Origin of the sequence: Nocardia sp. NPDC050717, from assembly GCF_040654275.1 — a bacterium.
Classification (GTDB): Bacteria; Actinomycetota; Actinomycetes; order Mycobacteriales; family Mycobacteriaceae; genus Nocardia.
In genome coordinates, this window is sequence record NZ_JBFAHR010000014.1 from 96,470 (window position 1) to 121,960 (window position 25,491).

26 protein-coding genes are annotated in these 25,491 nt (G+C 70.1%); 14 read left to right on the forward strand and 12 right to left on the reverse strand.

Annotation, left to right across the window (positions count from 1 at the left end):
* Positions 1-33: 33 nt before the first annotated feature.
* Complete coding sequence (locus AB0H56_RS25130; RefSeq protein ID WP_019046172.1) at positions 34-450, reverse strand: cytochrome c oxidase subunit 4; 417 nt, start codon at positions 448-450, stop codon at positions 34-36.
* A 10-nt stretch (positions 451-460) separates the two neighbouring features.
* A complete protein-coding gene (locus AB0H56_RS25135; protein WP_357167811.1) occupies positions 461-1,555 on the reverse strand; it encodes a cytochrome c oxidase subunit II in 1,095 nt (364 codons plus the stop codon).
* Positions 1,556-2,012: 457 nt separating this feature from the next.
* On the opposite strand from AB0H56_RS25135, the gene asnB reads away from it, so the two are divergent.
* Positions 2,013-3,956: an asparagine synthase (glutamine-hydrolyzing) gene (gene asnB / locus AB0H56_RS25140; protein ID WP_357167813.1), complete on the forward strand. Its 1,944-nt coding sequence runs from the start codon at positions 2,013-2,015 to the stop codon at positions 3,954-3,956.
* Between the two features lie 54 nt (positions 3,957-4,010).
* On the opposite strand, the gene AB0H56_RS25145 is transcribed toward asnB, so the two are convergent.
* Positions 4,011-4,979 carry a carbohydrate kinase family protein gene (locus tag AB0H56_RS25145; RefSeq protein ID WP_357167636.1) on the reverse strand — a complete coding sequence of 323 codons (969 nt, stop codon included), beginning with the start codon at positions 4,977-4,979 and terminating at the stop codon, positions 4,011-4,013.
* A 122-nt stretch (positions 4,980-5,101) separates the two neighbouring features.
* Complete coding sequence (gene erpA, locus AB0H56_RS25150; protein ID WP_067496006.1) at positions 5,102-5,458, reverse strand: iron-sulfur cluster insertion protein ErpA; 357 nt, start codon at positions 5,456-5,458, stop codon at positions 5,102-5,104.
* 315 nt (positions 5,459-5,773) lie between these two features.
* Here erpA and AB0H56_RS25155 point away from each other — a divergent pair, with 315 nt between their 5' ends.
* Positions 5,774-6,376 (forward strand): DUF3043 domain-containing protein, encoded by a 603-nt coding sequence (locus AB0H56_RS25155; protein WP_357167815.1) that lies wholly within the window; start codon positions 5,774-5,776, stop codon positions 6,374-6,376.
* A 55-nt stretch (positions 6,377-6,431) separates the two neighbouring features.
* On the opposite strand, the gene AB0H56_RS25160 is transcribed toward AB0H56_RS25155, so the two are convergent.
* Positions 6,432-6,599 (reverse strand): hypothetical protein, encoded by a 168-nt coding sequence (locus AB0H56_RS25160; protein ID WP_167456445.1) that lies wholly within the window; start codon positions 6,597-6,599, stop codon positions 6,432-6,434.
* A gap of 86 nt (positions 6,600-6,685) precedes the next feature.
* Here AB0H56_RS25160 and AB0H56_RS25165 point away from each other — a divergent pair, with 86 nt between their 5' ends.
* The 6 genes from AB0H56_RS25165 (at position 6,686) to AB0H56_RS25190 (ending at position 12,202) form a co-directional block, all read left to right on the forward strand.
* Positions 6,686-7,657, forward strand: a complete 972-nt coding sequence (locus AB0H56_RS25165; protein WP_357167638.1) for a helix-turn-helix domain-containing protein — start codon at positions 6,686-6,688, stop codon at positions 7,655-7,657.
* A gap of 149 nt (positions 7,658-7,806) precedes the next feature.
* Positions 7,807-8,739, forward strand: coding sequence for an alpha/beta hydrolase family protein (locus tag AB0H56_RS25170; RefSeq protein ID WP_357167640.1), 933 nt, complete (start codon positions 7,807-7,809; stop codon positions 8,737-8,739).
* Between the two features lie 34 nt (positions 8,740-8,773).
* Positions 8,774-9,310 carry a bifunctional adenosylcobinamide kinase/adenosylcobinamide-phosphate guanylyltransferase gene (gene cobU / locus AB0H56_RS25175; RefSeq protein WP_357167642.1) on the forward strand — a complete coding sequence of 179 codons (537 nt, stop codon included), beginning with the start codon at positions 8,774-8,776 and terminating at the stop codon, positions 9,308-9,310.
* Between the two features lie 190 nt (positions 9,311-9,500).
* Complete coding sequence (gene cobT, locus AB0H56_RS25180; RefSeq protein WP_357167644.1) at positions 9,501-10,571, forward strand: nicotinate-nucleotide--dimethylbenzimidazole phosphoribosyltransferase; 1,071 nt, start codon at positions 9,501-9,503, stop codon at positions 10,569-10,571.
* Positions 10,572-10,606: 35 nt separating this feature from the next.
* Positions 10,607-11,356 carry an adenosylcobinamide-GDP ribazoletransferase gene (locus AB0H56_RS25185; RefSeq protein ID WP_357167817.1) on the forward strand — a complete coding sequence of 250 codons (750 nt, stop codon included), beginning with the start codon at positions 10,607-10,609 and terminating at the stop codon, positions 11,354-11,356.
* Positions 11,357-11,488: 132 nt separating this feature from the next.
* A complete protein-coding gene (locus tag AB0H56_RS25190) occupies positions 11,489-12,202 on the forward strand; it encodes an MBL fold metallo-hydrolase (RefSeq protein ID WP_110040822.1) in 714 nt (237 codons plus the stop codon).
* 64 nt (positions 12,203-12,266) lie between these two features.
* Here the strand turns inward: AB0H56_RS25190 and AB0H56_RS25195 are convergent, their stop codons facing one another.
* Both AB0H56_RS25195 and gcvT read right to left on the reverse strand, forming a co-directional pair.
* Positions 12,267-13,367 carry a branched-chain amino acid aminotransferase gene (locus tag AB0H56_RS25195; protein ID WP_232997724.1) on the reverse strand — a complete coding sequence of 367 codons (1,101 nt, stop codon included), beginning with the start codon at positions 13,365-13,367 and terminating at the stop codon, positions 12,267-12,269.
* A 26-nt stretch (positions 13,368-13,393) separates the two neighbouring features.
* Complete coding sequence (gene gcvT / locus AB0H56_RS25200) at positions 13,394-14,494, reverse strand: glycine cleavage system aminomethyltransferase GcvT (RefSeq protein ID WP_357167647.1); 1,101 nt, start codon at positions 14,492-14,494, stop codon at positions 13,394-13,396.
* 148 nt (positions 14,495-14,642) lie between these two features.
* Between gcvT and AB0H56_RS25205 the strand changes: the two genes are divergently transcribed.
* The 3 genes from AB0H56_RS25205 to AB0H56_RS25215 all read left to right on the forward strand — a co-directional run bounded on the left by AB0H56_RS25205 (position 14,643) and on the right by AB0H56_RS25215 (position 17,192).
* Positions 14,643-14,831, forward strand: coding sequence for a hypothetical protein (locus AB0H56_RS25205; protein ID WP_357167649.1), 189 nt, complete (start codon positions 14,643-14,645; stop codon positions 14,829-14,831).
* Between the two features lie 96 nt (positions 14,832-14,927).
* On the forward strand, positions 14,928-16,481 hold the full coding sequence (locus AB0H56_RS25210) for a phosphatase PAP2 family protein (protein ID WP_357167651.1): 1,554 nt from the start codon (positions 14,928-14,930) through the stop codon (positions 16,479-16,481).
* An 81-nt stretch (positions 16,482-16,562) separates the two neighbouring features.
* Positions 16,563-17,192, forward strand: coding sequence for a hypothetical protein (locus tag AB0H56_RS25215; protein ID WP_357167653.1), 630 nt, complete (start codon positions 16,563-16,565; stop codon positions 17,190-17,192).
* Positions 17,193-17,202: 10 nt separating this feature from the next.
* On the opposite strand, the gene AB0H56_RS25220 is transcribed toward AB0H56_RS25215, so the two are convergent.
* Complete coding sequence (locus AB0H56_RS25220) at positions 17,203-18,237, reverse strand: hypothetical protein (RefSeq protein WP_357167655.1); 1,035 nt, start codon at positions 18,235-18,237, stop codon at positions 17,203-17,205.
* A gap of 115 nt (positions 18,238-18,352) precedes the next feature.
* On the opposite strand from AB0H56_RS25220, the gene AB0H56_RS25225 reads away from it, so the two are divergent.
* The gene (locus tag AB0H56_RS25225; protein ID WP_357167657.1) at positions 18,353-18,604 is read left to right on the forward strand and encodes a hypothetical protein; all 252 of its coding nucleotides are present in this window, start codon (positions 18,353-18,355) and stop codon (positions 18,602-18,604) included.
* A gap of 48 nt (positions 18,605-18,652) precedes the next feature.
* Here AB0H56_RS25225 and AB0H56_RS25230 read toward each other — a convergent pair whose 3' ends face one another.
* Both AB0H56_RS25230 and msrA read right to left on the reverse strand, forming a co-directional pair.
* Positions 18,653-19,717 (reverse strand): hypothetical protein, encoded by a 1,065-nt coding sequence (locus AB0H56_RS25230; protein ID WP_357167659.1) that lies wholly within the window; start codon positions 19,715-19,717, stop codon positions 18,653-18,655.
* Positions 19,718-19,905: 188 nt separating this feature from the next.
* Positions 19,906-20,418, reverse strand: a complete 513-nt coding sequence (msrA, locus tag AB0H56_RS25235; protein ID WP_357167661.1) for a peptide-methionine (S)-S-oxide reductase MsrA — start codon at positions 20,416-20,418, stop codon at positions 19,906-19,908.
* A gap of 202 nt (positions 20,419-20,620) precedes the next feature.
* Between msrA and AB0H56_RS25240 the strand changes: the two genes are divergently transcribed.
* Positions 20,621-21,061, forward strand: coding sequence for a carboxypeptidase-like regulatory domain-containing protein (locus tag AB0H56_RS25240; protein ID WP_357167663.1), 441 nt, complete (start codon positions 20,621-20,623; stop codon positions 21,059-21,061).
* A gap of 110 nt (positions 21,062-21,171) precedes the next feature.
* Complete coding sequence (locus AB0H56_RS25245; protein ID WP_357167665.1) at positions 21,172-23,127, forward strand: GMC family oxidoreductase N-terminal domain-containing protein; 1,956 nt, start codon at positions 21,172-21,174, stop codon at positions 23,125-23,127.
* On the opposite strand, the gene AB0H56_RS25250 is transcribed toward AB0H56_RS25245, so the two are convergent.
* Positions 23,124-23,504, reverse strand: coding sequence for a DUF742 domain-containing protein (locus AB0H56_RS25250; protein WP_357167667.1), 381 nt, complete (start codon positions 23,502-23,504; stop codon positions 23,124-23,126). The two genes, AB0H56_RS25245 and AB0H56_RS25250, sit on opposite strands and share 4 nt — an antisense overlap.
* Positions 23,501-25,486, reverse strand: a complete 1,986-nt coding sequence (locus tag AB0H56_RS25255) for a nitrate- and nitrite sensing domain-containing protein (protein ID WP_357167669.1) — start codon at positions 25,484-25,486, stop codon at positions 23,501-23,503. Before AB0H56_RS25255 ends, AB0H56_RS25250 begins: the two co-directional genes overlap by 4 nt.
* Positions 25,487-25,491: the final 5 nt, after the last annotated feature.

Genomic DNA, 25,491 nt, shown 5'->3' on the forward strand with positions numbered 1-25,491 from the left:
TCGGTCGAGAGGGTGCGGCGATTTCGTGTTGTCTCAGTGCTTCTCGGCGCCGAGGTAGTACTCGAAGACCAGGCCGGCGGCGGCGGCGAGCACGAGCGCCACGCCGAGGCCGATCAGCCAGAACTGGAAGAACGCCAGGCCGAGCGCGGTCACCGAACCGGCGGCGGCCAGCAGGATGGGCCAGAAGCTACCGGGCGAGAAGAAGCCCAGGTCGCCTGCGCCGTCCACGATCTCGGCCTCCTCGTAGTCCTCGGGCCGCAGGTCGATGCGGCGCGCGACGAACCGGAAGTAGGTGCCGATGATCAGCGACAGGCCCGCGGTCAGCACGATCGCGGTGGTGCCCGCCCACTCGATGCCGGTACGCGACTGCGCGGTGAAGAAGCCGTAGACGATGCCCACCAGGATGAAGAACGCCGTGAGCAGTTCGAAGATCCGCGCTTCGATCCTCATATCAGAATCCTCACTTGCTCTCGTTCACCGAAGCGCTCTTGATGTCACGCTTGGTGTTGAAGGGGTACGTGGAGGTGGCCACCGGCGACTCGCCGATCGACTCGAGCGCCTCGCCGTTGGTCTTGCCGTCGATGCGCGCCTGCATGTACTTGGCGTACTTCTCCGGCGAGACCGCGCGGACCTCGAAGTTCATCATCGAGTGGTAGGTGCCGCACATCTCGGCGCAGCGGCCGACGAACGCGCCTTCCTTCTCGATTTCGGAGATCTGGAAGACGTTGTCGGACTGGTTTTCCTTCGGGTTCGGCATCACGTCGCGCTTGAACATGAACTCCGGCACCCAGAAGGCGTGGATCACGTCGGCGGCGGCGAGCTGGAACTCGATGCGCTTGCCGGTCGGCAGCACCAGGACCGGGATCTCGGTGCTGGAGCCGATGGTCTCGACCTTGTCGTAGTGCAGGTACGAGAGGATGTCGTTGGCGGGCTTGCCGTGCACCGGACCCGGCTGCGGGTGGCCCTCTTCGTTCTTGCGCTCGGCGTACTCGTCGAGCTGTTCCTGGGCGGCCGCCTCACGCTCGGTGTCGATGCCGTTCCAGGTGAGCCCACCGACGTTGTTCACGTTGCGGTAGCCGAACTTCCAGTTCCACTGGAAGGCCGTCACGTCGACGGTGACATCCGGGTTGTCGGTCTTCTCGTGCACGTAGTTCTGCACGACCACGGTGAAGTAGAACAGCACCGCGATGATGACGAACGGGATCGCCGTGTAGGTCAGCTCCAGCGACACGTTGTAGCCCGTCTGGCGCGGGAACTCCGGGGAGTTCTTGCGCTTGCGGTGCATGATGACGGTCCAGAAAGTCAGACCCCAGACCAGCACGCCCATGGCGAGCGCGGCCAGCACGGACCAGGTCCACAGCTCCCGCATCCGGGTGGCCTGCGGCGTGATGCCCGAGGGCCAGCCGAACCGCAGCCAAACATTGTCGATCGAGCAGCCCGAGACCAGGACGGCAGTGATCCCCAAGGACACCGCCAGCCCGGCCCGTCGAAGGATGCGGCCCTGCCGACCCCGAACGGGTCGTGCCCCGATCTCTTCGCTCGCCTTGTGCGCCACGCTCACGCCTTCCTGGTCGCTACACATTCCGACACATTGCGTCGTCCGGGCCGCGATCCGCCCGTTCCGACACCGTTTTCAAGCACGTTTCAGGCCGCCCTCGAGTATTGCCGCTGTGAGGCCTGCACACCTGAGAAGGACCTGAGTACTACGCAGCGTAGACCAAAGCGGGCGCCGACTTGTCGCGGGGTCGTATTCGACACTCCGCGTGGGCCGAACGAAACTCCGCGACCTGCGGTTCGTCGCATGCGACGGTTCGGACCGCCGCATGCGACGAACCGCTGAGACCGTTCGAGCGGCACCGATCCGCTCGTCTGGGCGCCGTGGGCGCATACTCGGTAGAGTTCACCGCGTTCAACATTGTTGAGTGCATTCAAGCCCACGCGTCGAGCACGTCCAGCGACCCATGGTCGCCCTCACCGGCGCGTCCACCGAACGAGAGAAGGTTGCCGACACCGTGTGCGGACTGCTCGGATTCCTGACAGCTGATCCGGCGACGACCCAGGTGGTCGATCAGGTGTACGACGCGCTGCACTGCCAGCGGCACCGTGGGCCCGACGAGAAGGGCACCTGGCACGACGAGCACATGATCTTCGGCTTCAACCGCCTGTCGATCATCGACATCGAGCACTCGCACCAGCCGCTGCGGTGGGGCCCCGCCGACAACCCGCAGCGCTACGCCATGACCTTCAACGGCGAGATCTACAACTACCTGGAACTGCGCGAGCAGCTGGCCGCCGAGCACGGCGCCGAGTTCCCCGAGGGCAAGATCTTCGCCACCGACGGCGACGGCGAGTCCATCGTGGCCGCCTTCCACTTCTGGGGCCCCGAGGCCGTGCGCAAGCTGCGCGGCATGTTCGCCTTCGCGATCTGGGACACCGAGACCCAGGAGCTGTTCCTGGCGCGCGACCCGTTCGGCATCAAGCCGCTGTTCTACGCGACCGGCCCCGGCGGCACCGCCTTCGCCAGCGAGAAGAAGAGCGTGCTGGAACTGCTCAGCCCGCTCGGCGTCGCCGACGACCTGGACCCGCGCGCCCTCGAGCACTACACGGTGCTGCAGTACGTGCCCGAGCCCGAGTCGCTGCACAAGAACATCCGCCGCCTCGAGTCCGGCACCTACGCCACGGTGAAGGTGGGCCAGGCGCCGCAGGCCACCCGGTACTTCCGCCCCGACTTCCGGGTGCGCCCGTTCGCCGAGGGCGCCGCGCAGGCCCGCTACGCCGAGATCGCGGCCGCGCTCGAGGACTCGGTCGCCAAGCACATGCGCGCCGATGTCACCGTCGGCTCGTTCCTGTCCGGCGGCATCGACTCCACCGCCATCGCGGCGCTGGCCATGCGGCACAACCCGAAGCTGATCACCTTCACCACCGGGTTCGAGCGCGAGGGCTACTCCGAGGTCGACGTGGCCGCCGAGAGCGCCGAGCTGATCGGCGCGCGCCACATCGTCAAGGTGGTCTCCCCCGCGGAGTTCGCCGCCGCCATCCCCGAGATCGTCTGGTACCTCGACGATCCGGTGGCCGACCCGGCCCTGGTGCCGCTGTACTTCGTGGCCAAGGAGGCCCGCAAGCACGTCAAGGTGGTGCTCTCCGGCGAGGGCGCCGACGAGCTCTTCGGCGGCTACACCATCTACCGGGAGCCGTTGTCGCTCAAGCCCTTCGAGTACCTGCCCGCCGGGCTGCGCAAGCTCGTCGGCAAGCTCGGCGACCGGATCCCCGACGGGAAGCGTGGCAAGTCGCTGCTGCAGCGCGGCTCGCTCACCCTCGAGGACCGCTACTACGGCAATGCCCGCAGCTTCAACGACGCGCAGCTGCGCTCGGTGCTGCGCGAGTTCCGGCCCGAGTGGACCCACCAGGACGTCACCGCCCCGATCTACGCCCAGTCCGCGGGCTGGGACCCGGTGGCGCGCATGCAGCACCTGGACCTGTTCACCTGGCTGCGCGGCGACATCCTGGTCAAGGCCGACAAGATGACCATGGCCAACTCCCTCGAACTGCGCGTGCCATTCCTGGACAACGAGGTCATGCGGGTGGCCCAGGGCCTGCCCTACGACCAGAAGATCACCAAGGAGACCTCGAAGTACGCGCTGCGCCAGGCGCTGGACGGGATCGTTCCCGACCACGTCCTCAACCGCGCCAAGCTCGGCTTCCCCGTCCCCCTGCGGCACTGGCTGCGCGGCACCGAACTCTACGACTGGGCCGAGACCCAGATCGCCGAGTCCCAGACCGACCACCTCATCGACAAGGCCGCGGTCCTGCAGATGCTGCGTGACCACAAGACCGGCCTGTCCGACCACAGCCGCCGCCTGTGGACCCTGCTGGTCTTCATGGTCTGGCACGGCATCTTCGTCGAGGACCGCATCAAGCCCGAGATCCAGGAGCCCGCGTACCCTGTGTCGCTCTGATCGACGACGAACGCCCCCTGGATCGGAAGATCCAGGGGGCGTTCGCGTTTCGGCTCAGAGCAGCGGAGCCAGCTCGTCGGCGGCCTCGGCGCCGTAGGCCTTGGTGAGGCGGGTCATGGCGTCCTGGGTGTCGAGGGTCCACTCCTGGGTGCCGGTGGTCTCCAGGATCAGCACCGCGATCAGGGAGCCGAGCTGGGCGGCGCGCTCGATGCTCAGACCGGCCCGGTGGGCGGTGAGGAAGCCGGCGCGGAAGCCGTCGCCGACACCGGTGGGGTCGACCTTGGCCACCTCGGGAACCACGCCGACCCGGACCTCGTTGCCCTCGGCGTCGACGACGAGCACGCCCTCGCCGCCGAGCGTGGTCACCCGGATGCCGACCTTGGCGGCGATCTCGGCCTCGCTCAGGCCGGTCTTCTGCAGCAGCAGGGCCCACTCGTACTTGTTGGTGAACAGGTAGGCGGCGCCGTCGACCAGCTCGGCCGCCTGCTCACCGTCGAGGCGGGCCAGCTGCTGGGACGGGTCGGCGGCGTAGGCGATGCCCTCGGCCTTGGCCTGGCGGGTGTGCGCGATCATCGCCTCGGGATCGTTCGCGCCGACCAGCACCAGGTCGACCTCGTGCGCGGCGGCGACGGCGGCGATGTCGATATCGCGCGCCTCGCTCATCGCGCCCGGGTAGAACGAGGCGATCTGCGCCATCGTCTCGTCGGTGGTGCAGACGAACCGCGCGGTGTGCGCGGTGCTCGACACGTGCACCGCCGAGCAGTCGACCCCGTTGCTCTCCAGCCACTGCCGGTATTCGGTGAAGTCGGCGCCCACCGCGCCGACCAGCAGCGGCCGCTGCTTCAACAGACCCATCGCGTAGGCGATGTTGCCCGCCACGCCACCGCGCCGGATCTGCAGATCGTCGACGAGGAAACTCAGGGACACATGGTCGAGCTGATCGGCAAGCAGCGCATCGGCGAACTTCCCGGGAAATCGCATGAGATGGTCGGTGGCAATGGACGCGGACACAGCAACAGACACGAGGCGAGGCCCCTTCGACACTAGGCGCGGAAACAAGAGAAGTCCGGGATCAGCCGATCCCGGACTTCAACGGTAGCAAGCTGCTACCCCCAGTGGTTCACCTCAGCGCAACCTGTCGTGCCTCAGTTGAACGAGTCGCCGCAGGCGCAGGAGCCGGTGGCGTTGGGGTTGTCGATGGTGAAGCCCTGCTTCTCGATGGTGTCGACGAAGTCGATCGAGGCGCCCTGGATGTAGGGGGCGCTCATGCGGTCGACGGCCAGCTTCACACCGGAGAACTCCACGACGATGTCACCGTCGAGGACGCGATCGTCGAAGAAGAGCTGGTAGCGCAGACCGGCACACCCACCCGGCTGCACGGCGATCCGCAGGGCGAGGTCGTCGCGACCTTCCTGGTCGAGCAGCGCCTTCGCCTTGGCGGCGGCAGCGTCGGTCAGCGTCGCACCGTGGGTCTCGGTGGCGGTCTCGTTCTGCACAGTCATGGACACTCCTAAGTCGGTCAGTCCGTCGAACGGACCTCAGGTGCACAGCGCACGACTCATTCCAACTCCGTCGCGGCCGCTGCTATTCCTATTTTGCCACCCCTGGCACGCAGCGTGGACACGACCTCGGTGGTGCGCCCCACACTACGCCCCGTCGCCCGGTGACCCAGCTCTCACCGGTCGCCCGGGTGAGACCGGCCGCACCGGTGCACCGACCGCATTTCCCCCCGGCCGACCCGATCGAATAGCCTGGTGAACGTGAAATTGTTCCGTCGCGACGAGTCCAGCACCATCGACGAGTCCGTCGACCCCTCGGTGCCGGACGTCGAACAGACCGCCAGCGCACCCGCTTCCACCACGCCGGGCAAGGGTCGACCGACCCCGAAAAGGCGTGACGCCGAAGGCAAACGCCGCGGCCCGGTCGCCCCGGCCCCGCTGACCGCCAAGGAGGCCCGCGCGCGCCGCAAGGCCACGAAGGGCACCAGGGAGGACCGCAAGGCCGCCGCCGCCGATCGCCGCGCCGCCGTGCAGGACCGCCGGGCCAGGATGCTGGCCGGCGAGGACAAGTACCTGCTGCCCCGCGATCAGGGCCCGGTTCGCGCCTACGTGCGCGATCTGGTGGACGCCCGCCGCAACCTGGTCGGCCTGTTCATGCCGATGGCGCTGGTGCTGATCCTGTCGATGTTCGTCGCGCCGGGCCTGCAGACCATCGTCACGCTGGCCATGCTGGTGATGATGGTGTTCATGATCATCGAGGGCTTCGTGCTCGGCAAGATCGTGAACAACCGGGTGATCGAGCGCTTCCCCGACACCACCGACACCGGCTTCAAGCTGGGCTGGTACGCCTTCGTGCGCGCTTCGCAGATCCGCAAGATGCGCGCCCCCAAGCCGCGGGTCGGCCCCGGCGACGCCGTCTAGCGCCACGCACACGCCGAATGCCGTTCCACCCGCCGGGTGGGACGGCATTCGGGTTTCAGTGCAGGCCGGGACGGATGTTGGCGGCGTACCCGGCGATGGCGGCGAGTTCGGCATCGATCCGCTGGGCGTCGCGGTCGACGACCCCGGTCGAGCCCGCGGTGCCGTGCCCGATGACCAGGGCGAGGACGACGATGGCGGCGAGGACGAGCAAGAAAGTAACCATGGCAGAAATTTTGCGCTCATCAGTTTTCAGCCGAAAGTGGCAGCACTGTCATTGTGCGTAAATATTCGGCCACGTAGCATGGGTTGATGCTCTCGCGTGTCGCCGTCGTCCTCAACGACAAACTCGCCATGTTCGAATTCGGCGTGGTCTGCGAGGTTTTCGGGCTCGACCGCACCGCCGACGGGTTGCCCGGCTTCGACTTCCGGGTCTGCGGCGCCGAACCGGGCAAGCCGCTGCGCTCGACCAGCCCCGGCGTGACGGTGACCCCGGAATACGGTCTCGACGAGCTGGTCCACGCCGATCTCGTCGCGATTCCCGCCTTCCCGTTCGCCCAGGGCCACAGCTATCAGCCCGGAGTCGTCGAGGCGGTCCGCGCGGCCGCCGACGCGGGCGCGATCGTGCTCACGGTCTGCTCCGGCGCCTTCCTCGCCGGTGAGGCCGGGCTGCTGGACGGGCGCAAGTGCACCACCCACTGGCGCTATGTCGACGCGCTCGCCGCGCGCTACCCGGACGCGACCGTCGACCCCGACGTCCTGTTCGTCGACGAGGGCACCCTGATCACCAGCGCGGGCACCGCGGCGGGCATCGACGCCTGCCTGCATCTGGTGCGCCGCGAGATCGGCTCGGCGGCCGCGAACGGGATCGCCCGGCGCATGGTGGTGCCGCCGCAGCGCGACGGCGGCCAGCGCCAGTTCATCGAGCAGCCCGTCCCGGAGTGCCGCTCCGAGGGCCTGTCGAGCACGCTGAGCTGGCTCACCGAGAATCTGGCCCACCCGCACACCGTCGACGAGCTCGCGGCCCGGTCGAGCATGTCGACCCGCACCTTCGCCCGCCGGTTCGCCGCCGAGACCGGGACCACCCCGGTCAAGTGGCTCACGACGCAGCGGGTGTTGTTCGCCAAGCAATTGCTCGAGACCACCGACATGTCGCTCGAGCGCATCGCGGACCGATCCGGCTTCGGCTCCGGCGCGCTGCTGCGCCACCACTTCCAGCGCCAGGTCGGCATCGCGCCCACCGAGTACCGGCGCCGATTCGGCGCGCCGGACCGCGCGAGCTGAAATTTTCCCGAGAGCGCGAAAACCATTGGTGAACAGCACAGTTCCCCACCTCCGGGACTGTCGACCCTCATGGTCGGCTTGACCGTGACCTCGGCGCTTGGTGAGCTGACCGGGTGTTGCGTGCCAGGCGGGGAAATGTTCGACGGCTGATGAAGGCTCTCACCACGGCTACCGCCGCGGTGGTGGTCTGCACCGCCACGGTGGCCGGGACGGCGGCGGCGGTGCCCGCGATGCGCACTCCCGCAGGCGGTTTCGAGGAACTGTGGGTGCCGTCGGGCATGGGCCCGATCAAGGTGCAGGTGCAGTGGGCCAAGCGCGGCGGTGGCGCGGCGCTGTATCTGCTCGACGGTTTGCGCGCGCCCGGCGATCACAGCCAGTGGACCACCGACACCGACGCGCTGCGCCAATTCGCCGACGACGACGTGACGCTGGTGTTCCCCGTCGGCGGCCACTCCAGCTTCTACACCGACTGGTACCGGCCGAGCAGCACCAATCGGCAAGCCACGACCTACAAGTGGGAAACCTTCCTCACCCGCGAGCTGCCCGACTTCCTGGCCGGGTACGGCGTCTCGCGCACGAACAACGCCATCGTCGGGGCGTCCATGGGCGGTAACGCCGCGCTGGTCCTTGCCGCCCACCACCGCGACCAGTTCCGCTTCGCCGGCTCGTTCTCCGGGTTCGTGAACCCGACCTATCCCCTGTGGAACCAGGCCATGCGCGCGGCCATGATCGACGAGGGCAACTTCAACGTCGACGACATGTGGGGCCCGGTCGGCGATCCCGCGTGGGCGCGCAACGACGCCACCGTCCAGGCCGAACGGCTGCGCGGGCTGCCGATCTACGTCAGCACCGGCAACGGCCTGCCCGGCCCGCTCGACCTGGCCAACGGCATCGGCAACACGATCAACGCGATGGGTCTGGAAGCGACCAGCGCCACCGCGGCCGGCATCTTCCGCGACCGGGTGACCGCGCTGGGCATCTCGGCCCGCGTCGACATCCTGAACGGGACCCACACCTGGCCGTACTGGCAGCAGTCCCTCAGCACCGCCCGCCCCATGATCCTGGCCGCGCTGTCCGCCTGAGCGGGCTCGGCGCGGTGCTTGCTACCGTGCTGGAATGCCGCTCAGCGACTCCCCCACCCGCACCCTGGTTCTCGGCGGTGCGCGGTCGGGGAAGTCGGCGTTCGCCGAGGGGCTGGTCGCCGAGGCGCCGACGGTCCGCTACCTGGCGACCGCGGTGCTCGACCCGGCCGATCGCGACTTCGCCGCGCGGATCGCGGGACATCGGGAGCGGCGGCCCGCGCACTGGTCGACCGTCGAGAACGCCGAGCCCGCAACGGTTCTCACCGAGCCGGCACCGGCGACCCTGCTCGACGACATCGGCACCTGGCTCACCGCCCGCCTCGACGCGCGCGAAGCGTGGGACGCGCCGCGCGGCACCGTGACGCCGGATTGCGACGCGCTCGTCGCGGCGGTCGAGAACTACCGGCATCCGCTCGTGATCGTCTCGCCCGAGGTGGGGATGGGCGTCATCCCGGCGACCCGCTCGGGCCGGTTGTTCCGCGACGAGATCGGCGCGCTCAATCAGCGGCTGGCCCAGGTGTGCGACGCGGCCTACCTGGTCGTCGCCGGCCTGCCGGTGCGGCTGAAGTGACCCGGGCGGCGATCGCGCGGCCGACGGCCTCGCGCACCCGGATCAGCGCTGTCCGCGCGAACCTGCGCCACGGCCACGGCCCTACATCGGCCCTCGCCCGTGCGAGCCGGGCCGGTCGGCGCGGCGGCCCGAGATCCGGGCAAGATGAGCGGTATCCGACACACGGCACCACTGTCGAAAGGCTTCGCAAGTGACTCACGGATTCGGGCCGGTTCCGGCCCCGGACGCGCAGGTGCGCGCGGCGGCCGAGCAGCGCCAGACCCAGCTCACGAAACCGGCCGGGTCGCTGGGCACGCTCGAGACGCTCGGCAACTGGGTCGCGGCCTGCCAGGGCGTGTGCCCGCCCCGGCAGTTCGCGCGGGCCCGCGTGGTGCTCTTCGCCGGTGATCACGGCGTCGCGAAGCACGGCGTCTCGGCGTATCCGAGCGAGGTCACCGGCCAGATGGTGGCGAACTTCCTGGCCGGGGGCGCCGCGGTGAACGCGCTGGCCGCGGTGGCCGGGGCGAGCGTGCGGGTCGCCGACATCGCCGTCGACGGCGACACCGATCCGTCCGTCGCCCAGCACAAGGTGCGCCGGAGCAGCGGCGCGATCGACCGCGAGGACGCGCTCACCGAGGACGAGGTCGCCGCCGCGCTCGCCGCGGGCCGCGCGCTCGCCGACGAGGAGATCGACGCGGGCGCCGACCTGCTCATCGCCGGCGACATGGGCATCGGCAACACCACGCCCGCCACCGTCCTGATCGCCACCCTCACCGGCACCGAGCCGGTCGCCGCCGTCGGCCGCGGCACCGGCGTCGACGACGCGGGCTGGATCCGCAAGGTCGCCGCCATCCGCGACGCCATGCGCCGTGCCCGCCCCGTCGCCAAGGATCCGGTCGACCTGCTGCGGGTCGCGGGCGGCGCCGACTTCGCCGCCATGACCGGCTTCCTGGCCCAGGCCGCGACCCGGCGCACCCCGGTGATCCTCGACGGTGTCGTCGTCACGGCCGCCGCCCTGGTCGCCGAGGACCTCGCCGCGGGCGCGAAGGCCTGGTGGCTGGCGGGCCACCGCTCCACCGAACCGGCCCACGACCTGGCCCTGAAGCATCTGCGCCTGGAACCGCTGATCGACATGGAGATGCGCCTCGGCGAAGGCTCCGGCGCCCTCACCGCCCTGCCGATCCTGCGCGCCGCTGTCGCCACGCTCGCGGAGATGTCGACCTTCGCCGACGCGGGCGTGAGCACCGCCGACGAGCCGGACGCCGTCGACCTGGTCAAGTGAACCGCCCCGGGGCGTGGGCCCGGCCGCAGGCTGTCCTGAACGCGGTGTGCTTGACCTTCTCCTGGCTCACCGTCCTGCCGATCACCGGACCGGCCGCGGTGGATCGCCACGCGGCCGGGCAGGCCATCGCGCTCGCGCCGCTGGTCGGGCTCGTGCTGGGCGGGCTCGCGACGGCGGCGATGTGGCTGTCGGTGACGGCCGGACTCACCACCCTGCTGGCGGGACTGCTCACCGTCGGGGCCCTCGGACTGCTGACCAGGGGCATGCACCTGGACGGCCTGGCCGACACGGTCGACGGGCTCGGCAGCTACGGGCCGCCGGAGCGGGCCCGGCAGATCATGAAGTCCGGCGGCGCCGGTCCGTTCGGGGTGGCGGCGCTGATCTTCGCCATCGCGGTCCAGGCCGTGGCCTTCGCCGCCCTCGCCGACGAGGGCCACTGGTTCGCGCTCGGACTGGCCGTAACGCTGGGCCGGGTCGCCGTCGTCCCGGCGTGCCGTCGCGGGCTTGCGGCCGCGCCCGATTCCGGGTTCGGCACGCTGGTGGCGGGGACCCAGTCGCCGGGCGCGGTGGTGGGGTGGCCGGTCCTGGCCGTGCTCGCGGCGGTGTTCGCGGTGCCGGGCAACTTCTGGCTCGGCCCGGCCGTCGTCCTGGCGGTGCTCGCGCTCTGCGCGCTGATCGTCCGGCATTGCGTGCGGCGCTTCGACGGCCTGTCCGGCGATGTGCTCGGCGCCGTCGTGGAGATCACGGTTTCACTTGCGGCCGTAGGATTCTCGCTCACAGGGTAGCCAACCCGCACAAATGTGAAACCCGCACTAGTCATAATTTCGCGGGTTCGGTGGTTGTGTGCTCCCACAGACCACCTCACTCATCGGTACTCGGGTGCGCCCCCAGCACACCGGTGGCAATAAGGTGATGACATGTCTTCCGAGCGCCTCTACTTCCGCCAGCTGTTGTCCGGCCGGGATTACGCCGTCGGCGATCCGATCGCCACGCAGATGCGCAATTTCGCGTATCTCATCGGCGACCGACATACCGGCGAGACCGTGCTGGTCGATCCCGCGTACAAGGCCTCGGACCTGGTCGACGTGGCCGCGGCCGACGGAATGACCGTCACCGGCGTGCTCGCCACCCACCACCACCCCGACCACGTCGGCGGCACCATGCTCGGCTTCACCCTCGGCGGCGTGCGCGAACTGCTGGAGAAGACCAGCGTCCCGGTGCACGTGAACAAGCAGGAACTGGACTGGGTCGCCCAGACCACGGGGATCGCGCCCAGCGAACTGACCGGCCACGACAACGGCGACAAGGTGAAGGTCGGCGCGCTGGAGATCGAGCTCCTGCACACCCCCGGCCACACGCCGGGCAGCCAGTGCTTCCTGTTCGACGGGCGCCTCATCTCCGGCGACACCCTGTTCGTCGACGGCTGCGGCCGCACCGATTTCCCCGGCGGCGATTCCGACGAGATGTTCCGCAGCCTGCGCAATCTGGCCGCGCTCGACGGCAACCCGGTCGTGTACCCGGGCCACTGGTATTCCGAACAGCCCAGTGCCGCACTGTCTTCGGTCCGCGAGAACAACTACGTGCTCCGCCCGCAGACCCTGCAGCAGTGGCAGGCGTTGATGCCGGGCTGAGCACCCGCCCGGCCTAGTCGAGGCCCGCCACGTCAGCGGCGGGCCTCTTCGAGCGAGCCGGCGCTCAGTCCAGCACCCGCATCCAATCGTGGGTGTCGGCGAAGGTGCCGCGCTGGATGCCGGTGAGGGTGTCGCGCAGCGCCATCGTCACCTCGCCGGGCTCGCCGCCACCGATGCTGAATTCGCCCTCGGCCGAGCGCACCCAGCCGACCGGGGTGATCACCGCGGCGGTACCGCACGCGAAGACCTCACTGATCTCGCCGGATTCGGCGCCCTTGCGCCACTCCTCCACCGTGACCTTGCGCTCCTCGACCGGGTAACCCGAATCGGCGGCCAGGGTGAGCAGCGAGTCGCGGGTGATGCCGGGCAGCAGCGAGCCGGACAGCTCCGGGGTCACCAGCCGGGCCTCGGAGCCCTTGCCGAAGACGAAGAACAGGTTGTTCGTGCCCATCTCCTCGACGTAGCGGCGCTCGCAGGCATCCAGCCAGACGACCTGGTCGCAGCCCTTCTCGGTGGCCTGCGCCTGGGCGAGCAGCGAGGCCGCGTAGTTGCCCGCCACCTTGGCCTCGCCGGTGCCGCCGGGCGCGGCCCGCACGTACTCGGTGGACAGCCACACCCGCACCGGCTTCACGCCGCGCGGGAAGTACGCACCGGCGGGCGAGGCCAGCAGCAGGTACTTGTAGGACGCGGCGGGCTTCACGCCGAGCCCGGCCTCGGTCGAGAACATGAACGGCCGCAGGTACAGCGAATCCTCGCCACCGGCGGCGGGCACCCAGTCGCTGTCGACCTCCAGCAGCTGGCGCACGGACTCGACGAACAGTTCCTCCGGCAGCTCGGCCATCGCCATCCGCGCCGCGGAGCGGCGGAACCGCGCGGCGTTGGCGTCGATCCGGAAGGTGGCGACGGTGCCGTCGGGCTGCCGGTAGGCCTTGAGCCCCTCGAAGATCGCCTGACCGTAGTGGAACACCATGGTGGCCGGGTCCATCGACAGCGGGCCGTACGGCTCGACCCTGGCATTGCCCCACGCGCCGTCGGTGTAGTCGATCGACACCATGTGGTCGGTGAAGAACCGGCCGAAACCGGGAGCCGCCAGTACCTGTTCCCGCTGCTCGGCCGAGGTGGGCGCCGGGTGCGGAATACGAGTGAACTGTGCAGCGACTGTCATGATGCGATCCTATCCATTGCGCGAAACTACTTGGTCTTGGTGTCGACGAACGGCGGCTTGACGACCTCGCAGCGCAGCCGGCGGCCGCGCACGTCGACCTCCACCTCGTCGCCGGGCTCGAGCTTCGCTCCGGTGTCGAGCAGGGCCAGCGCGATGCCGACCTTCAGCGACGGGGAGAACGTGCCGGAGGTGGTCTCACCCACCGGCTCGCCGTCACGCAGCACGGTCTGGCCCTGCCGCAGCACACCGCGGTCGAGCGCCTTCAGGCCCAGCAGCGTGCGGCGCGGCCCGTCGGTCTTCTCCTGCTCGAGCGCCGCCTTGCCCCAGAACTCCGGCTTCTTCCAGCCGACCGCCCAGCCGGTGCGGGCCTGGTTGGGGGTGATGTCGAGGGAGAGTTCGTGGCCGTGCAGGGGGTAGCCCATCTCGGTCCGCAGGGTGTCGCGGGCGCCCAGCCCGGCCGCCTGGCCACCGGCCGCCTCCACCTGCGCGACCAGGGCGCGGAAGACCGGTTCCGCGTCGGCCCAGCGCGGGAGCAGCTCGTAGCCGTGCTCGCCGGTGTAGCCGGTCCGGCACACCCGCACGGGGCGGCCGTCCCATTCGGCGTCGGCGTAGGCCATGTACTCCATGTCGGTGGGCAGGCCGAGCGCGGCGAGCACCTCGGTCGACCGGGGACCCTGCACCGCGAACACGGCGTACTCGCGGTGCTCGTCGGTGACGGTGACGCCCGCGGGGGCCACCGCGCGCAGTGCCGCGACCACGGCCGCGGTGTTGGCGGCGTTGGGGACGAGGAACACCTCGTCGTCGCTGACGTAGTAGGCGATCAGGTCGTCGATCACCCCGCCGTCGGCGGCGCAGCACAGGGTGTACTGGGCCTTGCCCGGCCGGATCCGCGCGAGGTCGTTGGTGAGCGCCGAGTTCACGAACGCGGCGGCGCCGGGGCCCGCGACGGTCGCCTTGCCGAGGTGGCTCACGTCGAACAGGCCGACGGTGGTGCGCACGGCGGTGTGCTCGCCGACGGTGCCGCCGTACTGCACGGGCATCTCCCACCCGCCGAACGGCGCGAAGGTGGCGCCGAGTTCGACGTGAACAGCGTGGATGGGGCCCTCGAGCAGCGCGTTGTCGGTCATGGGCCCAGAGCTTATCGGGCGCGCCCCGCGCCGTGTACACCCTCCGAGCCCGGGGCGGAGACCGCCACGGCCGGTCGGCCACCAGCCCCAGCAATTGGGGGGCCGTCGCACACTTCCCTCCGATGATCTTCGCTGCGAGAGTAGCCGGGTGAACATTCGTAATCTCTGCCTCGGCGCGCTCCTCGTCGCCGCTCCCCTGCTCGTCGTCAGCCCCGCCGCCCATGCCGACACCGGCTCGTCATCGATCAACCTCGGCTGCATCCTCCAGTCACTGTCGGGCGAGACCCCCACCGCGGACTGCAACCCGCCGCAGATCCCGGTCGGCGCCACCCCGTAATCCGACGGGCGGCGGGGCACTCGACCACACCGGCGCCGCCGGAGTCGGTCCCGCGTGCGAAAGATGCTCACGGACAACGGCGGTAGTGTTTTGTGTGTGAGTGCATTGCCCCGCCGCCGCAGGTTCCACAGGGTCGCCCGGATCGACGAGACGGCCAGCCGGGTGGTGTCCCGGATCCCGGAGTCCGTGGCCGATCGCGGCATGCTGCGATTGACGAAATCGGCGAACACCGGCGGCCTGTGGCTGGCGACGGCCGCCGCGCTGGCCGCCAAGCCGGGCCCGCCGCGGCGGGCGGCGCTGCGCGGCGTCATCGCGCTGGCGGGCACCAGCTTCACCGTGAATCTCGTGCTCAAGTCGCTGTTCCCGCGACGGCGCCCACCCGCCGAACTCATGCCGCACGGTCGCCGCCTCGTCGACGCGCCGGTGTCGTCGTCGTTTCCGTCCGGCCACAGCGCCAACGCCGCGGCCTTCGCCACCGCCGTCGCCCTGGAGAGCCCGCGCACGGCACTGGCCGTCGCGCCCGTGGCCGCCGCGGTGGCCTATTCGCGGATCCACACCGGTGCGCACTGGCCCTCCGACGTCCTGGTCGGCGCCGCCGTCGGCACCGGCGTCGCGCTGGCCACCCGCCGCTGGTGGCCGATCCGCGAATCCGACGAGGCCGAGGCGCACCCGGTCCGCGACGTGCCCGCCCTCGTCGACGGCAAAGGCCTGCTCCTGCTGATCAATCCGCGATCCGGGGACGCGAACTACGACCCCACCCCCGACATCGCCGAAGCGCTGCCCGCAGCGACGCTGCTGCACACCGCACCCGGCCGTGACGCCGCCGAGCAGCTCCAGGAGGCGCTCGACCCCACCATCGTCGCGGTCGGCGCGGCGGGCGGGGACGGCACCATCGCCGCGGCCGCCGCCGTGGCGCTGCGCAACGACCTGCCCTTGGTCGTGGTCCCGGCGGGCACCCTGAACCACTTCGCCCGCGATCTCGGCGTGTACGACCTGCGTGAGGTGGCCGACGCGACCGGTGCAGGCGAGGCGGTCGAAGTCGACATCGCCGCAGTGGAATTCGAGACCTCCGACGGCCCGCGGACCCACCACCTCATCAACACCGCCAGCATCGGCGCCTACCCGGATCTGGTCCGGCTGCGCGAGCGGTGGGAGGACCGCTGGGGCAAGTGGCCCGCCTTCGCCGCCGCGCTGATCGTCACCCTGCGCCGGGCCGAGCCGATCCGCATCCGGATCGACGAACGTTGGCACGACCTGTGGTTCCTGTTCATCGGCAACGGGCCGTATCACCCGCACGGCGCGGTGCCCGCGTTCCGTTCCCGGCTGGACGAGGGTCTGCTCGATGTCCGCTGGCTGCGCGCCGATGTGCGCTGGTCCCGCACCCGTGCCGTCATCGCGCTCATGCTGGCCGCCATCGGGCACAGCCGGGTCTACGGCGAGCGTCAGATGCGCGAGCTCTCGGTCGCCCTGCACAACCCGGTCAGGGTGGCCGCCGACGGTGAAGTCCTCGGCGCCGCACGGGATCTGCGGTTCCTCGTCGCCGGGCGCGTCCCGGTGTACCGGCGCGACGAGAGCAACCCGCGCTGGGAGAACCGCGCCCGTCCGCATCATCGCCGCCCGCTGGCCTGGCTCACCGACCGGCGCCGCTGAATCCTCACGAACCCGTCTCACCTCGATCACCATCGGTCACCATCGCCTTGCGCGAGCGGCGCCCGCGGACATGATGGAGTCATGAGCTCACCGGACGGCGCACGTCCGATCACCGAATCCGAAACCGACCGCCGCTGGGACCCGTGGACCCCGAGCGTCGTGGCCGCTCGCCTCGCGTCCTGCCCGGCACCGTGGGCGGTGGCGGGCGGCTGGGCCATCGACCTGTTCGCCGGCGGCATCTCGCGCGCGCACTTCGACGTCGAGATCGCCGTTCCCCGAGCGTCTTTCACCGACATCGCGGCCGCGTTCCCCGAGTACGAATGGGACATCGTCGGCGACGGCCACCTGTATCCCTACGCCAGGGCCATCGACCGGCTCGACCTGCACCAGACCTGGTTGCGGGACCCGTTCACCGGCGCCTTCCACCTCGATGTGTTCCGCGAGCCGCATGACGGGGACACCTGGATCTGCCGTCGCGATCCCTCGATCACGCTGCCCTACGCCGACCTGATCCGCACCACCGGATCCGGAATCCCCTATCTCATCCCGGAAGTGGTGTTGCTGTTCAAGGCGAAGGCCAACCGCCCCAAGGACGAGGCGGACTTCCGCCGGGCCCTGCCGCTGCTGTCCGAGGATCGGCGCGCCCGGCTGACGGCCTGGCTGGCGAAAGTCCACCCGGGCCATCCCTGGCTCATCCGCACCGCGGCGTGAGGCCCGCCGGTCAGCTCGGTAATCGGCACCAGTCGCGCCGGTAGTCCGCCCAATCACGCGGTGTGGCGGCGAAATCCACGTACAGGGCCACGCCGAAGTTCGCGCGGTCCACCTCGGTCCTGGACAGTCCGAGCCGAATGCCGCGGACCGCGGCGGCCACGGTTTCGGCCGCGCCGTGATGGCCGGGATCGTCGGCCCAGAACGCGGGAGCGCCCATCAGCAGGTCGACCTCGCGCGGTGTCACCTCCGCCGCGAGCGCGGTCTGCTGTGCCACATATCCGCTGTAGAGCGCTTTCGTCGGCATCGCGGTGTCGTAGGACATCACCGCCACCTGATCGGCGCGCCGCGCGACCTCCGCGAAATAGCCCTGGCTCCACCACTTTCCGTGATCGGCGACCGCGATCCCCACCGAGTGCAGGCCCGGCAGCGGATCGATGACCGGCGCGGACACCGACAGTGGCACGCCCGCCGCCGACGTCACCGCCCGCGTCGCGTCGAGCAGGGCCAGGAATCCCGGCGAGCCCGACCGTACCGGTTCCAGGTCGTAGTGCACGCCGTCGAAGCCGTAGGCCAGCACCCGCCGCGCGGAGGCGACCACGCGCTCCCGGGAGACCCCCGATTCCACGTCGAGGCCGTCGAATTCGGGTCGCAGGATGTCGCCGAGCCACGACTGCACGCGAACGCCGGACAACTTCGCGTGCACGGCGTCGACGAACCACTGCGCGCGGGGCGCCAAATCGTCGCGCAGGCTGCCGTCATGCTCCAGCGGTCCGGTGTGCACGTACAGATCCCGGATTCCCGTGCCCGCCAGCGATGTCGCCAACCGATCGACATCGGCGTCGGTCCTGCGGCCGTCCACCCAGGCGTGCCCGAGCCAGAACGCGTCCTTGCCCCGTGTCCGCGCCTGCTCCGACTGCTCGCCGACGTTCTGGGCCAGCAGATAGATCGCCGCCAGAGCCACCGGCGACACCACCACCAGCACCACCGCGAGCGCGATCACCGCGCCGCGCGTCCACCACGATCGTCCCCGCCGCGTCTCCCGCATCGGACCTCCCCTTCCGGATGTCCCTAATGCTACCGGCAGGTACCGACAAGCAGATTTCCGGCAAATCGCCCAGCCGTGAAAAGCTGTGCGCCGCTGTACAACTGAACGGAGCACCATGAAATTCGCCGTCACCCTCGGATCGGCCGCCGTCGCGGCCTTCGCCTTCGCGATCGCGACGCCCACCGTCGCCACCGCGCAGGCGGAGGGCAACTGCCACCGGTCCTACACTCCCTGCCTGCCCATCGTCAGCGACGTCGACTGCGAGGGCGGCTCCGGCAACGGCCCCGTCTACACCGGCCGCGTGCGGGTGATCGGCCCCGACGAGTACGGTCTCGACCGCGACGGTAACGGGATCGGCTGCGAGTAGCACGACAGAGGGGCGTGCGATTCCTCGCACGCCCCTCGCCGAACGCGGTCAGCGTTCGATGTCGTTCGGCCCGTTGCCCGGCTTCCCCAGATCGGGCCCGCTGCCGGGATCCCGCGGCGTACCGCCGCTCGGCGGCTGGTCGGGACTGCCGGAGCCGGCGCCACCGGTTCCCTGGCCACCGTAGCCCGGCTCGCCACCGTAGCCCGGCTGTCCCGGATATCCCTGCTGCCCCGGGTAACCGGACTGACCCGGGTACCCCTGCTGACCCGGATACCCCGGCTCACCGGTCTGCCCCGGATATCCCTGCTGACCCGGGTACCCCTGCTGCCCGGGGTAACCCTGCTGTCCCGGATACCCCGGCTGCTCGAATCCGCCCGCGGGCCCGCCGTACTGCGGATATCCCGGTTCCGGCGCACTCGCCGCCCCGGCCACCGGCCCGCCGGTCACCACCCGATAGGCGTAGGTGGAGGCGATGATCGTCAACGGCACCGACACCAGCAGGCCGAGGCCGCACAGCAGCGCGCCGACGATATTGATGCCGAACAGTGCCAGCGCCAGCAGCAGCAACGGTCCGGCATTACCGGAGATCGCCGAGAAGCTGGATTTGATGGCGGTGATCGCGTCCTGATCGCGATCGATCACGAATTGCATCGTCCACCACGTGAAGAACGCGACGACAATGCCCGGCAGAATGCACAGGACGAAACCGATACCGGTCGCCAGACCGACCAGAATGCCCGCCAGGATCACCGCGCCGACATTCGTGAACTGGAAGAAGTCACCGAATCCCGGTTTGCGCCCGTCGGTTTCGTGCAGCGCCCCGCGAACGAAAGCCGCCGAGATCAGGTAGCCGACCACGGCGCTCACGACGGTGCCGATGAACTGCCAGATCCCGAACCCGATGCTGATGCCACCGTCGTAGTCGGTGTCGGTCGAGTTGCCGAGCCCGAACAGGAAGTTGATCGCCACCTGGATCAGGAAGGCGATCAGCATGATGGCGATCCACACCACCGCGTTGTTCTTGAATTTCTCCCACCCGTATCCGATGGCGTCGCCGACACCGAGTTTCGGACCCGCCGGTGGATATCCGGGTTGCTGCTGTCCATACGTCATCCGAATCGCATCCCCTCACCTTGTGCGACGGCCGGAGCCGCCGATATATGAGTCTTCCGATCCGGCGCCACGGTCACGCCGATGTCCTGATCATTTCATATCGGCGTACCGCCTTTTCCCAGGACAGAGCGGAACCGGGCGGCCATCGATGACGACGGCCGCCCGGTTCGGGGGTCGGTTCGCCCGGGCTACTTGGCGTCGGCCCGCTTGGGCAGCTTCCACCCGGGGCGGGGGAAGTGGCAGGTGTAGCCGTCGGGGTAGCGCAGCAGGTAGTCCTGGTGCTCGGGTTCGGCGTCCCAGAACGTGCTCGCCGGGGTCACCTCGGTGACGACCTTGCCGGGCCACAGGCCCGAGGCGTCGACGTCGGCGATGGTGTCCAGGGCGACCTGGCGCTGCTCGTCGTCAAGGTAGAAGATCGCCGAGCGGTAGCTGGAGCCGATGTCGTTGCCCTGGCGATCCTTGGTGGTGGGGTCGTGGATCTGGAACAGGAACTCGAGCAGGGCCCGGTAGTCGGTCCGCGCCGGGTCGTATTCGATCTCGACTGCCTCGGCGTGGCCGGGATGGTTCCGATAGGTGGGGTGGTCGTTGCTTCCGCCGGTGTAGCCGACCCGGGTGGAGAGCACTCCGGGCTGTCGGCGGATCAGGTCCTGCATGCCCCAGAAGCAGCCACCGGCCAGAATCGCCTTGCGGGTCTCAGTCACGCGTCCTCCTTCGTAGAGCTTCCACGGTCGCACAGATCGGCCACAACCGCCTCTGTGGAACTCCCCTGACGAGCGTGAAATTCCCGCCAGTAAGCTCGCCGCGCGAGCCATACCTCAGGAACATCCGTGCGTGCCCCCGAAGTCACCCAGGAAAACGGAGGAAAGCGGCGAAATGCCAGGTAGCGGCGTTACCCGGAGCTTGATGATCGCAGTGGCCACGGCCGCGTTCACCGCGGCGGCGGTGGGTGCGGCGGCGGCCCATCCCGGCGGCGCGGACACGGTCGAGCAGACCTCACCGTGCGAAGCCAGACAATCGCGACACGACGATCTATACCTGGGTGCCCCCGACGCCTCCGCGACCGGCCAGATCGACGCCGTCCTGATCGAGTCGGATTCCCGCACCCCGATCGCGGGCGGCAAGGTCGTGCTCACCGGCGACGACGTCTGCGGCGACACCATCCACCGGCACCTGTCCACCGGCGCCGACGGCCAGGCCAGCTTCCGCGGTCTGCAGCCCGGCCGCTACCGCCTGATCGCCTATCGCAGCGCGACGGCGGCGCGTTCGATCTCCGCGGCCGATGTCGAGCTGACGGTTCCGGCGCGCAAGACCCTGCAGTTCACCGCCGCCACCGGCCGCGACTGACCGGTTTCGGGCCGGGTGCACCACCGCCCGGCCCGAAACCCGTTGACACCCAGCGCCGTCGCAGCGCGCGTGATAGAACTCACCCCAGAGTGAGAAGGGGTGGTTTCCGCATGGAGCCGACAACCGAACAGCGGGCAGCGCTGGGTTCGATCTGTGACACATTCCTGCCGGGCGACGAGTTCGGGCTACCCGCGGCGACGGAGTTGGGCGCGGTCGACACGATCTTCCGGATCCTGGGCCGCAATCCCCGCGAGGCCGACAAGAAACAACTCGCGATGATGTTGGGACTGTGGGATTCCCGCGCCTTCGGTCTGCTCACCGGCAGCGGATTCCGCCGGTTCTCCTCGCTGTCGCAGGAGCGGCGCGAGGCCGCGCTGCTTCGCCTCGGCGATTCCGGCCTCGCGCCGGCCAGGGCCGTGTTCCAGGCGCTGAAGCAGGCGTCGCTGCTGGCCTACAACGTCACCCCCGGTCCCACCGGCACGAATCCGCTGTGGGAGCGGATCGGCTACCCGGCTCCGACGGGTCCGGTCGCGAACGCGCCCGCGCCGGGTCTCACCCCGCAGCGGTTCACCGAGACGACGACGCTGGACTGCGATGTCGTCGTGGTCGGCTCGGGCGCGGGCGGCGGTGTCGCGGCGGCGGTGCTGGCCGAGGCCGGTCTCGACGTGGTGGTCCTCGAACGCGGAAACTACTACGACGACAAGGACTTCGGCAACGGTGAGCTCGACGCGCTCACCAGCCTGTACGCCCCCGGTCCCCCGTCCTCGGCGGAGGGGCAGATCACGCTGGTCGCCGGTTCCTGCCTCGGCGGCGGCACCGTCGTCAACTGGAGCACGTCGTTGCCCACCCCCGAGGGTGTGCGCAAGGAGTGGGCCGAATCGGGTGTCCCCCAGTTCGCCGACGACGAGTTCGGCGACGCCCTCGACACCGTGCAGCGCCGCATCGGCGTCACGGGGAACAGGTCGCCCCTGTCCGCGCGCGACGGCATCCTCGAACGCGGCGCGAAGGCGCTGGGCTGGGATGTCGACACCCTGCCGCGCAATGTCGGCGACGCCTGCGACGCCGCGGTCGAATGCGGCCGGTGCGGATACGGTTGCCGGCTCGGCGCCAAGCAGTCGGTGACCAAGACCTGGCTGCACGACGCCGCCGCCCACGGCGCCCGCCTGGTCGTCGACGCCGACGTCCGCACCATCACGGTGCGCGGCGGCACCGCCGAATCGGTGACCGCGCGCACCGGCGACGGCGTGGAGATCACCGTGCGCGCGCGGGCGGTGGTCGTGGCCGCGGGCGCGATCCAGACACCGGCACTGCTGCTGCGCTCGGGCCTGCGCAACAAGAACATCGGCCGGTACCTGCGCCTGCATCCGGCGGCCGCGGTGTTCGGCGTGTTCGAGGAGGAGATCCGGCCGTGGGAGGGCGCCCTGCAGGGCAGGATCAGCAGGCACCACGCCGACCTCGACGGCAACGGCTACGGCGTCATCTACGAGACCGGCCCGATCCATCCCGGGCTGGCGACCGGCTTCATGAGCTGGCGGGGCGCGGCCGATCATCGCGCGGCCATGCTCGATTTCGCGCGCACCAACTCCATCGGCGTGATCACCCGCGACCGTGACCCGGGCACCGTCTCGGTCGACGGCAGCGGCGAAGCGGTGGTCAAGTACCGGCTCTCCGACTACGACGCGGGCCACCTGCACACCGGCATCGTCGGCGCCGCCTCGGTGCTCGAAGCCGCCGGCGCGCAACGGATCTACTCCGGTCACCAGGCCGGCATCTCGTTCGAGCCCGGCGTGCGCGGCTCCCTCGCGGAGTTCGACGCCGCCTGCAAGAAGGCAGGCTACGGTCCCGGCCGGTGCTCGCTGGGCGCCCTGCACATCATGGGCTCGGCCCGGATGGGCGGCACCGCCGACCTGTCGGCGACCAACCCGGACGGCGCCACCTGGGAGGTGGACAACATCGTCGTCGCCGACGGGTCCAGCTTCCCGACCGCGCCGGGCGTGAACCCGATGGTGACCATCGAGGCGATCGGCTACATGAACGCCAAGCGGCTGGCCGCGCGGCTCGCCTAGCTGTCGACCCGGCGGATTCCCGCCAGCACCGCCCGCAGCACATCGAGGTCGGCGTGACCGGCCGCGGTGTGCTGCGGCGCGCGGGCGACCAGCCTGCCCTCGTCGAGCAGGTCGCCGATGAGCACCTTGGCCAGGTTCAGCGGCAGGCCCAGGTGCGCCGACACCTCGGCCACCGCCATCGGCGTCCGGCACAGCTCGACGATGGCCGCGTACTCCGGGTCGGTCCGCCGCAGCCGCGTGCCCGCGCCCGCGTCGACCAGCAATGTGGTGAGGTCGAGTTCGGGCCGCTGGGTCCGGCCGCGCCCGCGGGTCACGGCGTACAGGCGCACGATCGGGCCCGCGTCCTCCTCGTACCAGTGTTCGCGCTCGTCGCTCATGCGCGCGGGAGGACGGCCGGGAACTGCCCGGAGATCGGCGAGGACTGGTCGGCGGCCTCGGCCAGCGCGGACGGGATCAGCACCACCGCGCGGATGCCGCCGTAGACCGATTCCGACAGCCGGACCGAGATGTTGTGCCTGCTCGCCAGTTTCGCGACGACGAACAGGCCGAGCCGGGAATTGCCCTGCAGCGTGGCCACACTGAACTCGGGCGGGTCGGCCAGCATCGCGTTGCGTTCGGCGAGTTCGCCTTCGGCCATGCCGAGGCCCTGGTCGGTGACCTCCACCGCGATACCGCGCCCGACGACGACGCCGGACACCAGCACCTGCGCTTCCGGCGGCGAGAACGCCGTCGCGTTGTCCATCAGCTCGGCGAGCAGGTGGATCACGTCGGCGACGGCGTGGCTGGCGATGCGGACCTCGGGCAGTTCCTTGGTCTGGATCCTGGTGTAGTCCATGCTCTCCGCGACCGCGCCGCGCACCAGGTCGATCAGTGCGACCGGGTTGCGCCAGCGCCTGCCGGGCTGTTCACCGCCGAGGATGATGAGGTTCTCGGCGTTGCGGCGGGTGCGGGTGGCGAGATGGTCGAGCTGGAACAGCAGTTCGAGCTGATCGGCGTTGGCCTCGTCGCGTTCGGCCCGGTCGAGCAGGGCCAGCTGCCGGTGCACCACCACCTGGCTGCGGTGGGCGATGTTGAGGAACACCGTGTTGATGCCCGCCCTGGTCCGCGCCTCGGCGACCGCCGCCGACACCGCCGCCAAGTGCGCGCGGTTGAAGGCGGCCGCGACCTGGCCCAGTTCGTCGGAGCCGAAGTCGAGCCGGGAGGTCTCCGCCTTCGGATCGACCGTCTCCCCCGCCGCGAGCCGTTTCATCAGCTCCGGCATCCGCTCGTCGGCGAGTTCGAGGGTGTCGTGGCGCAACCGCTGCATGCGGGCGATGAACCGGTTGGCCAGCACGAGCGCGACCAGGAAGGCGCCCACCGCGAGCAGCGCGACCAGCGCGCCACCGAGCAGCGCGTTGCGGGTGTCGGTGCTGCCCTGCGCCCTGGCGATCACGTGGGCGTCGCCGCTCTGGTCCTGCCACAGCTGCTGCAGCGAGCGATTGACGTGGCGGGAGGCGTCCTGCCAGCCGGCCATGCTCAGCGGGAGCTCGTCGTCGCGGCGGTTGTCGTTGACCGCGCCGCGCGCCAGCAGCGCGTCCTGCATGGCCGTCACCTGCTGCCAGTCCGGGCTGCCGGTGACGGCGCCGAGCTGGGCGAGCCGGGCGCCCTTCAACACGGCACCGGAGTAGGTCACCTGGCTCCGGAACTCGCCGACCCGGCGGCCGAAGTCGAGCAGTTCGGCGGTGGAGATCCGGCCGTTGGTCAGGGCCACCGAGCCCAGGGTGTCGGCCTGCGAGAGCGCCTCGGCCGCCCGCAGCGGCTCGACGCCGTGGCCGAGCTCGATGCCGATCTTCGCGTCCGGCGCCACCCGCGCCGCCAGCACCGAGGCGGCGATGATCGTGCCGATCACCTGGGTGAAGAAGGTGAACACGTCGGCGGAGGGGATCTGCCGGGTGTCCACGCCACCGCGCACGGTGGGCACCATCGCGAACAGCTTGTTGTAGCCCTCGATGTCCTCGCGGGAGCCGTCGGGATTGAGCTCGCGGGCGGCGTCGCCCTTGGCCATCACGGCCGCCAGCGCCTCGTCGGACCGCTGCCGCGCGGTGACGAGGGCGGCCGCGGCGGGCGGATCACCGGCCAGGCGCAGCAGCGAGAGCCTGCGTTCCTCCTGGAAGGCCGACACCATGAGAATGGCCGGTCCGGTGGTACTGCTGGCCAGCTCCGCCCAGTCGGTGGACTTCTGCGCGGAGTTCACCAGGTACACCGCCGTGCCACCCCCGGTGACCAGCAGAATCACACTGGAGATCACCACGATCGACAACAGGCGGATCCGCACGCCGACCCTGCCACGAACCCCGTGCGCGCTACGCCAGACCTTCACACCGA

Coding starts and splice junctions, on each gene's coding strand:
- AB0H56_RS25230 (WP_357167659.1), bottom strand. CDS start 19,717: ATGACGTATGGACAGCAGCAACCCGGATATCCACCGGCGGGTCCGAAA.
- AB0H56_RS25250 (WP_357167667.1), bottom strand. CDS start 23,504: ATGAGCGACGAGCGCGAACACTGGTACGAGGAGGACGCGGGCCCGATC.
- AB0H56_RS25240 (WP_357167663.1), top strand. CDS start 20,621: ATGATCGCAGTGGCCACGGCCGCGTTCACCGCGGCGGCGGTGGGTGCG.
- gcvT (WP_357167647.1), bottom strand. CDS start 14,494: ATGACCGACAACGCGCTGCTCGAGGGCCCCATCCACGCTGTTCACGTC.
- AB0H56_RS25160 (WP_167456445.1), bottom strand. CDS start 6,599: ATGGTTACTTTCTTGCTCGTCCTCGCCGCCATCGTCGTCCTCGCCCTG.
- AB0H56_RS25130 (WP_019046172.1), bottom strand. CDS start 450: ATGAGGATCGAAGCGCGGATCTTCGAACTGCTCACGGCGTTCTTCATC.
- AB0H56_RS25215 (WP_357167653.1), top strand. CDS start 16,563: ATGAGCTCACCGGACGGCGCACGTCCGATCACCGAATCCGAAACCGAC.
- AB0H56_RS25170 (WP_357167640.1), top strand. CDS start 7,807: ATGAAGGCTCTCACCACGGCTACCGCCGCGGTGGTGGTCTGCACCGCC.
- AB0H56_RS25245 (WP_357167665.1), top strand. CDS start 21,172: ATGGAGCCGACAACCGAACAGCGGGCAGCGCTGGGTTCGATCTGTGAC.
- AB0H56_RS25195 (WP_232997724.1), bottom strand. CDS start 13,367: ATGACAGTCGCTGCACAGTTCACTCGTATTCCGCACCCGGCGCCCACC.
- AB0H56_RS25165 (WP_357167638.1), top strand. CDS start 6,686: ATGCTCTCGCGTGTCGCCGTCGTCCTCAACGACAAACTCGCCATGTTC.
- cobU (WP_357167642.1), top strand. CDS start 8,774: ATGCCGCTCAGCGACTCCCCCACCCGCACCCTGGTTCTCGGCGGTGCG.
- erpA (WP_067496006.1), bottom strand. CDS start 5,458: ATGACTGTGCAGAACGAGACCGCCACCGAGACCCACGGTGCGACGCTG.
- AB0H56_RS25190 (WP_110040822.1), top strand. CDS start 11,489: ATGTCTTCCGAGCGCCTCTACTTCCGCCAGCTGTTGTCCGGCCGGGAT.
- AB0H56_RS25220 (WP_357167655.1), bottom strand. CDS start 18,237: ATGCGGGAGACGCGGCGGGGACGATCGTGGTGGACGCGCGGCGCGGTG.
- AB0H56_RS25225 (WP_357167657.1), top strand. CDS start 18,353: ATGAAATTCGCCGTCACCCTCGGATCGGCCGCCGTCGCGGCCTTCGCC.